The organism is Solwaraspora sp. WMMD1047 (assembly GCF_029626155.1).
Taxonomy (GTDB): Bacteria; Actinomycetota; Actinomycetes; order Mycobacteriales; family Micromonosporaceae; genus WMMD1047.
Genome location: NZ_JARUBL010000001.1, coordinates 5,612,939 through 5,626,219 on the forward strand (window position 1 = coordinate 5,612,939; position 13,281 = coordinate 5,626,219).

A 13,281-nucleotide genomic window follows, 5' to 3' on the forward strand; every position below is an offset into this window, starting at 1 on the left:
CGACCCAGTCAGCCCCCGGGTGGAAGTCGGTCACGTTCTCAGTCCTGGTGGACGGTGATGACGACCTTGGCCCGGGCATGGTCGTGTTCGAGGTAGCGGATCGCCTCCGGGACCTCGCCGAGCGGGAAGCTGCGGTCGATGGCCGGGGTGACGTCCCCGCGCTCGATGAGCCCCCGCAGCGCCGCCAGCGTCTCCGCCTTCGGTACGACGTTGAGCTGCCGGATCCGGTCCCGCCTGGCGAACCCAGACCGGGCCATCCCCCACAGGCTCAGCCGCATCGGACCCACCACCGTGGGTCGGCCCTCGCCCGAGGTGCCGCCGCCGGAGAGCACCAGCGTGCCGCCCGGCACCAACACCGACCGCAACTCGGCCAGACCACGGTTGCCAACCAGGTCGAGGACCACGTCGTAGCGCGGCCCTGCGGCGACGAAGTCGGACCGCCGGTAGTCGACGACGTGGTCCGCGCCGAGCTTCTCGACCAATTCGACGTTGCGGGTGCTGCACACCCCGGTCACCTCAGCACCCATCGCCCGGCCGATCTGCACCGCGAAGGTGCCGACCCCGCCGGACGCGCCGTTGATCAGCACCCGCTGGCCGGCTACCAGGCCCGCCACGTCGCGCAGCCCCAGCAGCGCGGTCGCGCCGGCCAGCGGCACGGCGGCGGCCTGCTCGAACGACAGCCGCGCCGGCTTGGTGTCGGCCTGCCGCTCCGGCACGCAGACGTACTCGGCGAAGGCGCCATCCGGCCCGCAGGCGTCGGCGTACACCTCGTCGCCGGGACGGAACCGGGTCACCGCCGCGCCGACCGCCACCACCTGGCCGGCCACATCGCTGCCACGGATGGGCCGCCTCGGCGCCCGCCAACCGAAGTCGGACGCGAGCAGCCGGGCCAGCAGCGGGTCGCCGCGCAGCAGGTGCCAGTCCCGGGCGTTGACCGAGGACGCCTTCACCCGTACCAGGATCTCGTCCGCGGCCGGTTCCGGCCGGTCCACGTCGCGCAGTCGCAGCAGCTCGGGCGAGCCGTACCGGTCCTGGACGATCGCCTTCATCGGGCCTCCAAGGTAACTAGTGGACGGTGGGTGGACACCGCCGGACGGCGCCGGCGACGGATGATCCATTCGGCGAAGACGGCGTTGATGAGCCAGCCGGCGATCATGAACACCAGCCGTGGGGTGCCGGTCGCCTCGCCGACGAGGATGGCCCACGGCAGGTGAGTGAAGACCTGGGTGCCGGCGCCCTGGCCGATCGCGTACGCCCGGATCATCCAGGCCCGGTGCTCGGCGAACCGGCGGCGGCGGACGGCGACCAGCCCGAGCACGATCGCCGCCACCATCGCCGAGCCGACCACCAGCCGAACCAGCAGCAGCGCCAGCCCGTCACCGGGCAGCGACGGATAGTCGAGCGTCATCCAGACCCCGGTGACCGCCGCCAGGATGCCGGTGGGCACGAGCAGCCGGCCGGAATACCGGTGCCAGCGCCGCCCGCGGCTGCGCGGTCCGGGGATGAACTGGAAGGCCCCGAGTACGCAGTACACGCACGCGCTGATGATGTGCAGCACCACCGGCAGCGGGTCGGCGACGTAGCGGGCGTTGTCCGCGGTGACCTCGGGTCCGGTGGAGAGTTCGGCCAGCCGAACCGAGCCGGCCACCATCGGGACCAGGGTGAGCAGGATCAGCGCGGTGGGGATGAGCCACTGCCGTCGGGGGTTCGCCGTCATGCACTGATCGTCGCGATCGGACGGTGCCGATTCATCGGTCCACGGGCCGCGACCACACCGGCCGATGGAGGGGCGCCCGGACCGTACTTTAGGCTGAGCGGCCCACCCGGCGGGTCTCGTACGCCCACATCGCGATCTCGACCCGGTTCCGGGCGCCGAGCTTCGCCATCAGGCTGGCGATGTGCGTCTTCACGGTGCTCAGCGTGATGAACAGCTCCGCGGGCAATCTCACTGTTAGCAGAAGTTTGACCTGGTCCAGCTGGCGCAGGCGAGCCCGGGACCGCCACCGCAGCGCCGATCGCCCCAACGGAGGTCAGGATGATCAGGCCGGCGAGGACGTCGGCCGCACCAAGGTGACGGAGGGCGGCAGACAGAGTGATCTTGCCAGCCATGATCGCCGCACCGACGGCAGTCAATCGATTGGTGCGAATGCGTACTCGCCACTGACGGCAACCCTGACGGCAACCCAGGCGCGCAACGACAGACTTGTACGCACGGCAGTCACTCTGCGCGTTGTTGATCTCCTCTAGTATCCCCTTGCGAATCAGCCCGGATAGTCAGGCGGGAGCTCTACTTCCGGCCTCCGAACTGCCACGCAAACGAGTTCCCCGGCTTCCGAGATCGCGAATTTGGTGTCACCCGAACCCACAAACCAGGACGCCTGCGAGTCACCAAATTGCAGAAAGACGCTGTCGCCCTGAATCGACCACGCAAGGTGCTGAGGAATGGACACGTCACGCTTGGCCGGCTCCACATAGTCCGGGTTAACGCGCCATTCCCACATCTCTCGGTCAAGGACCACGGTCCCAAGATTCTTCGAATCTTCGGGTGCCGAGAAACGTTGCTCTACTTCTGGCGGAGCATCAATTACAACAAGCTCCACAAGGGCTCCCGAACGTTCGTCTACCCTCATTTCCACGTATCCACCATTGGTCCCTTGAATGTAGAGATTCAAGAGCCCTGAACCCCCTTCGAGCTGCCAGTTCACCATTAGCGGAATCCAGGGATCCGCCTGAATTTGTGCCGCGGCGCACGGCGAGTGGCCCACAACCTTAATCATTCGTCATCCCACCATTCGCGCGTGAACAAGAGCCGGCAACATGCCAGCCTGCCGAGGGGCGCCGAACTTCAGTTCCCATCCGCCGACGTTTAGGAGCTTGTCATAGGCGAGACCGCCCCGGCCAGCTTTACCCACAGCCGCCTGGAGGCTGCGAAGGTTTTGCTGGGTGCCCAGTCTAACCATTTCTGGGCTCGCACCTCTGCTGGTCATGTTCTCAGCGTATTCGGCGATGTGCTTGCTTGCATTCCCGTGCACCCAAACCTTGGTATCACCGGCAGCCATCTCAAAGGACTTTGGCATTCCACCGGTGCCCGGAACCTCTGGCTGGGTGCCCTTGATGTCGTCCCATACGGTCCCACCGCAGTTGTGAACCAACACCGGGGTGTTGCCGGCGAGTACATGGTACGTGTGGATGTCATCGATGGTGAGGTTGTGGACCGTGCGGGTCTCGGTCCACTCGCGGACGGCGGTGATCTGGACCCAGGTGCCAGCCGAGGTTTGCAGCCACTGCCCGGGGGACAACTCGCCGGCGTCGAGCCACTCACCCACCTCCGGCACCCAGAACGGATGACCATCCGTAGCGATCAAGACACCCTCGGCCTCCCCACGGTCGCCGTCGGTGTCGACGGTGATCTCGACCAGGTTCTTCTGCCCATGCCCGATGATCGTGGCAACGACCGGCTTCGCAGCCGTCTCACCAGACTCCGGGTCCGCGGCGACCACCAGATCACCGACGTCGAGTTCCTCGATCCGCTTGGTCGACCCATCCGCGAGCAGCACCAGTGTGCCCGGCACAAAACTATTGCAATCAGGAGCAGCGCTCTGTGCCCGGTCAAGAACCCGACGCCCGTTCATCCACTTAGCCACAGAATCCTTCAACCGGCCGCCAAGATTCCACAGCCGCTCACCAAGATCCTTGAGCTTGTCCAACTTGAACGCGTACCGGCCCACCAGCTTCCCGACCGCGCCACCGACCGCGGTCATCACCACGTTCAAGGCGGTCGCGGCACAGGCACCCATGTCACCGTCGATGAAACAGTCGACCGCATCAGTGATCCCCAACTCGTCCATCAGGATCTGGCCGAGTTCCTTCGCCACCGCGATGACGGTCTGCTTCGCATGCTCTACCGCCTGACGCGCCCGCGTCACCTCCGGCGGCTCGGACGGCCGCTTCTTCCCGTTCGAGCCGACCTTCCACTTGCCGTCGGAACCCTGGGTGAGCTTCTCACCCCGGTCCTCCCAGTACTTGTCCTCCTCCGCGCCACCACCGGTCGCGAGCGGCCTCAACCCGTCCGGGTCGGTGAACGACATCGGCGAGTTGTTCGCATACGCGTACCCGTGCATCTGCTGCGGATCATTCACGTCGATGATCGGATCCACCGAGATGAACCGACCCGTCTGCGGGTCGTACTCCCGCGCACCCAGGCTCGTCAGACCCGTCGAAGCGTCCTGCGTACCACCGACGAAGCCCTTCTCACCCAACCACTGCCCGACCCCCGGCTGACTCCCACGCGGCGTACCGAACGGCGCCATCCGCCGATGCGTGACCTGCCCCGTCGAACCATTTACGCCCGCCTGGCCGGTACCGTGATGATCCGCCGCCTGCACCTGCACACCCATGACCGTGCGCACCACAGCCAACTGCCCACCGACCGGGTAGTAGCGGGTGCCGTCGACCACCGAGTTGGAACGGTTGAGCTTCAACTCCATGTTCGGCAGGTAGACCGTGATCGCATCCGGATCCTTACGGACCAGCCGGGCACCATCAGCGTCATAGACGTAACTGGTGGTCTGCCCGCCCTCGGTCACCGACGCCAGCCGACCCTCGGCATTCCAGACCAGGTCCTGCTCCTCGCCGACCCGCACCCGCTTCGTCGTGTTCCCGGCGTCGTCGTACTCGTACGAGTACAACCGGTCCCCGGCCGACGTCTCCTCGACCACCTGCGACAACGTGTGCGGTTGCGCCTGACCCGGCTGCGGATACGAATACGTCCGCTCCACCTCGCTCGCCCCGCCCGCGGCGTGGATCGTCTCGCTGAGCCGGTTGCCGGCCAGGTCATAGCCGTACGAGTGGTGATACGGCGCGGGACCGCCCACACCGCTGGTGCCCGGACCGCCCGCACACGGGTCCGTCGCCGTGTTCCCGGTGCTCCACGCCCTCGTCATCCGGCGCAGGTAGTCGTACTGGAAGCACTGGATGTCCCGAGTGCCGGAACCAGGGGTGTCCGCGATCGACAGCAGGTTGCCGGCGTCGTCATACCTGTAGCGCTGGTCGATGTCACTGGTCGGCACCATCGGGTTCTCACCCGCGAACGCCTGCCGGCTCAGCATCGACCGGGCAAGCCGGTTGGTGCCCTCCTCGTAGAAGTAGGTGCCGTAAACCTTGCGGCTGCCGGCGCTGCTCTCCGCCTGCAGCAGCTCACCGGTCTGCGCGTACTCGGCCCGGCTGAGGTACGTCTGATGCCCGGTGATCTGGGTGACCCGCTGCAGGTCGTCGTACGTGTACGCGATGCTTTCACCCGGCAGTCCGCCGCTTGCCGGGAAGCCGGAGCTTCGTACGGTGCCGTCGCTGTTGTACTGCGTGTTGAACTGGTACGACCCAGCAAGTTCCGGGTGCGTGTCGGCTGCCGGGATCGAGTAGTGGACCCGCTGCACCCGGTAGAAGGCGTCCCGCGCGACGTAGATGGTGTGGTACTTGTGGCCGCCGTCGACGATCCGGGTGGCGAAGTAAAGCTGCCCCTTGGCTACCGTGTCGTAGCCCCACTCGGCGATTTTGGTGCCGGTGGCGACCGAGCCCTGGTAGGTACCGGTCTTGCGGCCGAGCACATCGTAGGTGTGGCTGAGCGTAACCCCACGACCGTCCGTGGTGGACGTCAACTGGTCGTAGTCGTTGTAGGTGAAGGTGCTGGTCCCGCTGTCCGGGTCGACCGCCTCGACCTTGCGGCCCCGCTGGTCGTACGCGTAGGTCCAGAAGTTGCCGGCCGGGTCGGTGACGCTGGCCTGCTGACCGGCCGGGGTGTACGTGTAGGTGGTGCTGTCGTGAGCGCCGCTCGGCTCGCCGCCGTGGTACTGCCTAAACTCGCGGACCTGGCCGCGAGCGTCGGTGATGGTGGTGGTCGGAGTACCGCCGGCCGGCGGGTCGACGTGCACCCGGTCACCGCCGTAGGAGGTGACGGTGCGCCACTTCTCCTGCCCGGCGACCTGGGTGATGGTGTTGGTGACCCGGTCCACGCCGTCGTACACGTACACGGTCTGCAGGTCGACGTCGCCGTTGACGGTCTTCAGCAGCGTGTCAGCGGCCGCGCCGGCGGCGTAGAACTTGTCGTTGAGCTTCGCCACCTGACCGGTCGCGTTGTAGAAGGTCTCCGAGACGAGGCGGCCACCGTCCGGACCGGGCACCTGGATCTGCCGGGGCCGTAGGAAACCGTCGTAGATGGTGAACTCGGGGACCCAGTTGCCGGCATTGTCACGTCGCTCGGTCTTGACCGAGACCGGCGCGTTGTCCTGGTTCTTGTAGGTGTACCGGACGCTCGGCTGGCCCGGGGTACTCGCCTTCGGCCGGTCCGGCAGCCAGACCCGGACGGCACGACCGAGTTTGTCGTAGTCGATGTCGGTGCGCTTGCCGTTCCAGTCAGTCTGGGTGACCGGCACGCCCCACGCCGGGTGGTAGTCGGTGGTCGCGACGAACCGGGTGTCGGCGGTGCCGACCCGGATCTGTGGCCCGGTCTCGGTCTTGCGGGTGGTCAGGCCGTTGGTCTCGGTGTATGCGATGTTGGTTACCGCGCCGGACCCGTCCTGGGCCGTCAACGGCCGGCCGTACGCGTCGAAGGTACCTTCGCCGACGGTGACGTAACTGGCGGCGGCACCATTGTGGGTGCCGAGCTTCTCGATACGGGAGGCGTTGCCTCTGGTCGGCGTCGCGCCGTACGCCTGACCGTCGTACGAGGTCCGGTTGTCGACCAGCAGTTGGGTGGCCCGGTCCGGGTTGGCGACCGAGCAGGCGACGGAGACGGTCTCCTCCCGGGCGACCAGGGTACGCAGCCGCAGGCTCTGGTTGTCGGCGTAGGTGGTGCGGGTGCACCTGTCGTCGGCGGGGGTGCTGACGTCGCCGAGGTCCTCCACCTGAGTCACCCGGCCGACCGGGTCGGTGTAGCCGGTGGTCGCGGGGTCATAGGTGGTGACCGATTTGGTTTCCCGCCAGCCACCGCCCTCCAGTGCGGTGAAGCCCCGGCTGACCCGCGGCTTGACGAAGAAGGCACGCTCGGTGCCCCACGTCCGGCTGTAGCTGGCGGTCTCGTAGCGCCACGGGCTGGTCAGCGACTTGCTGCTGACCTGTGAGCCGTTGTAGACGGCGGTCTCGATCTCGAAGCCGGCGAGTTCGTCGTGGTCGGTGTAGGAGGTGCCGACCGAGTCGGTACGGGTGACCGGCGGGGTGCCGCCGCCCGGCCGCTTGTCGCCGTGCATGCCCCTCAGGTAGGTGTGCTCCGTCAGCGTGGTCGTGGTCTGACCGTTGCCGCGCCGGACCCGCACCTTCTCGTAGCCGCGCCACTGGTTCCAGGTCAGATATTTCGTCTCGCCGATACCGTCCGGGTCGGCGTGCCGCCAGGCGGCGTCACCGAGGTACTCGTAGCTGGTCACCATGTCCGGGGCTAGCGCGGTGCCGGGCTCGACGTTCGTCCGGTCGGACTCGCTGACCGACTCGACGACGTACTTGTGGAACCAGTCGGTGACCGGGTTCGCCTCACCACTCGGCGACCACTTCAGCGGATAGCAGCGGCGGGTGCTGTTGCCCTCGGTCGGCAGCGAGCTCGCCGAGCAGTCCGGCGCCTTGTACGTGACGTCGACCTGGCCGCCGGAGTCGGTGTAGACGGTGGTCAGCCGGGGGCGGATCAGCCCGGTGATGTTGTCGCCAGGGATGTCGATTCGGTTGGGCAGTTGCAACGGACCCAGCTCGACCGAGGGTACGGTCAGCGGGTCGCCGCCGCCGTAACGGCCCTGGTGGTCGATCTTGTGCAGCCACAGCGACCGGCTGCCGTCGGCGTTGTTGGTGAACAGGTGGGTCAGGTTCCACGAGTCGACGGGCGTCCAGTCGCTGCCGGAGCGGATCTCGGTGGTGATCTGGGTGACCCGTTTGCGGGTCCAGAAGCTGGGCGACGACTGGCCGATTGCGCAGTGGGTTTCGGCGGCACAGTTGCGGTCCCACGGCACGTCCGGCCAGGAGTTGGCGGTGTTGTTGTTGAGCTGGCTCGGCGCGCAGGTGACGCTGCCACTCGGCAGGCAGCGCTCCGCGTCGGTGAAGACCACCCGGGCCGCGGCCGGGGTGCTGTAGACGGCGTTGTGCCGCTGGCCGTAGTCGATCCGCTTGAGCCAACCACCCCGGTGGTACTCGGTGCCGTCGACGTTGGTCCGCGCCCGCAGCGCGTAGTGATTCGTCTCCCGCTCGTAGAAGTAGGAGGTGACGTTGCCGTGCCGGTCCTTGACGTAGTCGAGGTTCCACCGCCAGCCCTGCTGGCACCACGCGTTTGCGAGGGTGGCGTTGTAGCAGGGCTCGTCGACGTCGTCGCCGAAGACCGGAACCGTCCACACCGAGGCGGTCTCCGGATTGCCGGACGCCCAGCCGGGCAGCCGGTTCAGCCCGAAGTAGTGCTCGGTGCCGTCGACCGTGGTGACCTTCCAGAACTCGCGGTCGTTGTCACCGTTGACCGCGCCGTCGACCGGACCGCTGAACCGTTCGATCTTGGAACCGTCGTCGTTGGCGAACCGCCACGTGCCGCCGGTGCGCACCAGCACACTCGACCGCCCGTTGAGCATCAGGACGGCGTTGTCGTGCGCCCAGCACAGGTCACCCATCGCGTCGTGACCGTCGTCGAGGCAGGTGTTGTAGCGGCGCTCGACGTACCCGGGCTCGTAGCTGAAGCCTTCACCCAGCCAGGAGCCCTGGTTGTTGGTGGTCGCGGTCCGCCCGTCGGTCGACTGGGAGTTGTAGCCGAGCACCACCGACGGAGCCAGCCCGCCCGGCACTGGGGGAACCCGCATCGGGTACGACCAGTTGAACGCGCCGGACGACGGCGATACGTTCCACTTCGACGACGGCGCGAACTCGGTGGCGCCGTAACTGCCCTGCGCGGAGCTCTCCGACGCGACCATGGCGAACAGTTCGGTGCCAGCGCCGACTTCGACTGTCGCGGTGAGAGTGTCCGCTCCGGCGTTGTTGACCGCCGGCACCGGTTCCGGCGCACACGTCGGCGCGTCCGGCGTGGTCAGCGCGCACTCCGGCAGCCGGACCAGCCGCAGTCGGGCGCCGAAGTCACCGCCGTACGCGTCGGCGATCCCGGCGTAGCTCAGCGGCAGCCGGACCGTGCCGGAGCCGGTCTCGCCGGCGGCCCGGCCGATCCGGGTCACCGGGCCGTCGACCCTGGCCCGGGTCGAGACCGACCGGTCGAGGGTCTGCACCCGCACCTTGGCCGGCGGTGCGGTGCCTGCCGACCGCCCGGCGGCCCCGGTCGAGCCGGTAACCGGTGTCACCGGGACCTCCACCGTCCCGGCCTCCGGCCACTTCACCTCCGGCGCCGTACGCAGCGCCGCCTGCACCACCGGGTTCGACTCGCGGGGCGGTATCGGGGCCGCCGGACGGTCCGGCGCCGGCTTCTTCTGCCGCTGGACCGTCGGCGCCTCGTGGGACTCGGCCCGGGCCGGGCTCTCCACCCCCTGCAGCAGGCTGGCTGCGACGACGATCGCCGTCGCCCAGGTGACGCCAGCGGTCAGCCGTCGACGGCGGGACGGGGTCAGAACCACTAACCGGGAACTCATCACCACTCCAGAGGGCCGGACGAAGCGGGCGGACGACAACGCGTCGGATCATCGGATCAGAGGTACGGGTCGGGATCAGGATCGGCCATCCGCTGGATGGTCGTGTCGTCGGCGACCCCGGTGTAGACCCGCACCTCGTCGACGACACCGCCCAGATACTGGCCGAAGCTGCCGTTGTGCAGCGCCCGGCCCACCTGCAGCGGCCCGTCCGCCCGCCAGCCGGCGGCGTAGGGGGCCGTGCCGGTCGCGGCGACCTGCCCGTTGACGTAGAAGCGCGCCTCGTCGCGGAACGCGTCGTAGACGACCGCCAGGTGCTGGCCGTGCTGGTCCGCGCTGGGCAGCAAACTGCCGTCGAAGACCACGGTCGCCTCCGGGTCGTTGGTGTCGCTCTGCGGCAGCACCAGTTCCCAGCGGTCAGCGCTGCCGCAGCGGATGACGAACGCGCTGGCCGTACCGCCGGCCTGGGAGAGCACCGCCTGGTCCCGGCCACCACAGGTCGGGCTGGGCAACCGGACCCGGGCGGCGACGGTGAAGCTGCCGTCGGTCACCGCCACCGGGGCCTCGGTGCGGGCCCGGTCATCGACCCCGTCGAGCACCAGGTGCCCGCCACCGGCCAGGGCCGGCTCGGCGAACGGGTCCGCGTCTAGGTCCGGTGAGTACAGGTGGGCACCGCCCTCCAGCAGCAGTTCCTGCCCGTTCTCGTCGTCGTACTCGGGGCTGCGATCGTCGGAGACGTCGTCCAGCGGCCAGTAGCCGAGGCGGACCGGGCGAAGCAGGGACAACTCGCTGACCTCGCGGGACACCAGGACCCGGTCGAAGACGGCGACATCGGCCAACTCACCGGCCCAGCCGGCTGTGTGGCCGCTGCGGGCGTACGCCCGGCCGATCTGGACCGCGCCCCGGGACTTCCACGCCGAACGGCGCTGCGCGGTCGGCTGGACGTCACCGTTGACGTACAGCGTCATGGTCCTCAACTCCGGGTCGTACGCGGCGGCCAGATGCGTCCACTCGTCGCGGACCGCCGGGACGGTGCTGGCCACCGACCAGCCGCCCAGCGACAGCACGTCGGTCGCCGGAATCCTGAACGCCCATCTGCCTGTCGCGGCGTCGAAGCCGAGGGTGAAACCGGGCTCGCCGCTGCCGTCCTGGCTGATCGCGACCCGGTCGGTGGTGTCGTCGGTCAGCCGCACCCAGGCGCTGACGCCGAAGCCGGTCGACGTGTCGACAAGCGCGGAACTGGTCGTCGTGAGGTAGCTGTCGGCGGCGTTTCCGGTGAACCGGATCGCCCGGTCGAACTGGCACTGCGCGCCGGAGCCACCGCAGCCCGGTCCGGGCACACCGAACGTCGCCGCGGCGCCGGCGACCGCCGGATGGTTACCGCGGGCGTCGCCGGCCGCCGCGGCGCCGGCCGCCTCACCGAGCCCCCACTCGCCAGCGGCCAGCCGGGTCGGCACCGAGAAGGCACAGCTGGCGATCGCCGAGCGCAGGCCGGCCTGGTCGACCGCCTGCACGGTGACGAAATTCGGCCCGTCGTTGACCGGCATCCAACGCACCGAGACCGGGCCGCCACCGGTGGCGGGCACCAGTTCGTTGCTCGGCGACGGGTTGGTGTTGAAACCGTAAAGGTAGCGGACCGCGTCGCTTGACTCCGAGTCGAAGGTGAAGGTGCCGTAGACGCCGACCGCGCCCCGGTGCTCGTTGTCCTCGGCGCAGGCGACGTCGTCGGTGCCCGCATTGAGCGGCAGGTACTCCGGCGAGTCGATCGCCGGCGCGGCCGGCGCCTCGTCGTCGTAGATGAACTGGCAGTTCGTCTGTGGGTCGAATTCCCAACTCCACGGACCCCAGACTTCCGAGTCCCCGGCCCGCACCTCCCAGGTGATCACTCTGTCCTTGGGGATGTTCGACGGCAGGGTGTACTGGAATCGGGAGCCGCTGGCCTTCCAGCCGGTGGTGACATAGTTGTTGATCCGGGTGCCGGAGTCGTCGTACCAGTAGTAGAGGATCTGGCCGTGGACCTGCTCGGTATGCGACGAGCTGTGGTCCGGGTCGCGCAGCACCATGTACAGGGTCGGCGGAGTGTCCACGTACGGACGGCCGGCGCCGGTCACGCACTGCCCACCCGGGGACATGGTCAACTCGGACTGCTTCGGCTGGCTCGGCGGCCGGTTGTAGTTGACCGACAGGATCGCATTGCCGCAGAACCGCTTCCACGCGCTGTCGTCGCTCTCGTTCGCGGCGCGCAGCCCGAACGTCGTGGTGGACCAGCCTTTGTTCACCGCCTCCGTGACCGCCGCTGTGGCGTTGAAGCCGACGTTCTGATTTGTCGAGGTGCAGGAACTCCGCGTCGCGGTCGGTGCCTTGGTCTGCTGCAGGACACCGGTTCCCGGCTGGTTGCTCCACTTCGTGCCGGAACTGATGCCGGAGGAGGATCGGTAGAGCGAGACGTTGCGCGCCGAACTGCTGGCCGTGTGGGTCATCGTGACCAGAAACTCGGCGCTCAGGATGGTCCGCCCCGAATACGGCGTCGGCAGCGCGTAGTACAGCCGCTTGACGCCGACACCGTTACACCAGCCGGAGGAGACCGGGCACTCGCCGACCCCCTCATCGCCGGAGAACTTCCAGTACGACTGGTTTTCGAACCCGCTGGCGACCATTGCCCAGCCGCTGTTGCGAGTGTCCTGCCAGACCGGGTCGATGTAGACCGGCCAGCGGGTGTTCGGAGAGGCGAGCATCGCCTGGTCGGGCAGGAGGGTGAGGGTGTCGCCGTCGATCCGCCAGTCCACCGGAGCGAGGCTGGCGCCCGGCGGCGCGGACCCGGCGGCGTTGGTGTCCACGGCGCCGGTCGCGGCCCGGCCCTGCGGTGCCGGCCCCGTCTCGCCCGAGTCCCACATCACCGGGGCTGCGGCTTCCAGCACCGGCGCGCCGGTCGCCTCGTCCACGGCGACGAGCCCGCCTTCGGGGCTGTCCCGCACGGTCAGCCCGGTAGTGTCCAGGGTGAACTGCAGCGCGGCCAGTTCCGGCTGCTGCGCGGCCTCTGGCGTCTTGACCACAAGCACGTGTGAGAACCCGGTCACCTCGACGTTGACCGTCAGGTCCACGTCCGGCAGCACGTTGGCGTAGGTGACCTGGTCGCCGTCGATGGTCGGCTCGGGCAGCGCGCCCGGCCAGTCGAGGTTCATGCCGCGGCCGGCGCGCTCCACCCGTACCAGGGGGGTGTCGCCGCCGCCGGACAGTCGCAGCCCGAGTGTGGCGGCCCGGGGGCCGATGCTGCCGTCGGCCGCGGCGATCAGCGTCGCATCGACCGGTACCCAGCGGCCGTCGCGCACCACCCGGAACGGCTGGGCGTGCTGCACCGAGGTCAGGGTGCCGTCCGGGTTGGCGAACGTCTGCGTGCTCTCACCCCGCAGCGCACCGATTTCGATCCGTTCGCCGCTCTCGACCGCGTGGGCGAACGCCTCGGCCTCGGTCTGCCGGACATTGCCCTCAGCGACGGCCGGCAGCAGCGCCGGGGCCACCGCCGGCGTCGTCGGTTCCGGGCCGCCGGTCGCCGGTCGGTCCACCACCGTGTACGCGGTGAGCAGCGCGACCAGACCGAGACTGAGCCCCAGCCCGCGCTGCCAGCCGATCTTCCGCCTGCCACCGATCACGTCACTGCCCTCCCCCGTGGTGCCGTCCCAATTGCCGATCATGGCCA

At 68.7% G+C, this 13,281-nt stretch carries 5 protein-coding genes and 1 pseudogene; all 6 read right to left on the bottom strand.

What is annotated here, in order from left to right; all coding sequences use genetic code 11:
* Positions 1-38: 38 nt before the first annotated feature.
* The 6 genes and pseudogenes from O7627_RS25600 to O7627_RS25625 all read right to left on the bottom strand — a co-directional run bounded on the left by O7627_RS25600 (position 39) and on the right by O7627_RS25625 (position 13,276).
* A complete protein-coding gene (locus tag O7627_RS25600; RefSeq protein WP_278096024.1) occupies positions 39-1,049 on the bottom strand; it encodes an NAD(P)-dependent alcohol dehydrogenase in 1,011 nt (336 codons plus the stop codon).
* Positions 1,046-1,717, bottom strand: coding sequence for a DUF2306 domain-containing protein (locus tag O7627_RS25605; RefSeq protein WP_278096025.1), 672 nt, complete (start codon positions 1,715-1,717; stop codon positions 1,046-1,048). Before O7627_RS25605 ends, O7627_RS25600 begins: the two co-directional genes overlap by 4 nt.
* Before the next feature lie 88 nt (positions 1,718-1,805).
* A pseudogene (locus O7627_RS25610) lies at positions 1,806-1,953 on the bottom strand (LuxR C-terminal-related transcriptional regulator); the annotation flags it as partial.
* Between the two features lie 308 nt (positions 1,954-2,261).
* Positions 2,262-2,777, bottom strand: coding sequence for a hypothetical protein (locus O7627_RS25615; protein ID WP_278096026.1), 516 nt, complete (start codon positions 2,775-2,777; stop codon positions 2,262-2,264).
* Between the two features lie 3 nt (positions 2,778-2,780).
* A complete protein-coding gene (locus tag O7627_RS25620; protein ID WP_278096027.1) occupies positions 2,781-9,587 on the bottom strand; it encodes a polymorphic toxin-type HINT domain-containing protein in 6,807 nt (2,268 codons plus the stop codon).
* 56 nt (positions 9,588-9,643) lie between these two features.
* Positions 9,644-13,276: a LamG domain-containing protein gene (locus O7627_RS25625; protein WP_278096028.1), complete on the bottom strand. Its 3,633-nt coding sequence runs from the start codon at positions 13,274-13,276 to the stop codon at positions 9,644-9,646.
* Positions 13,277-13,281 lie beyond the last annotated feature (5 nt).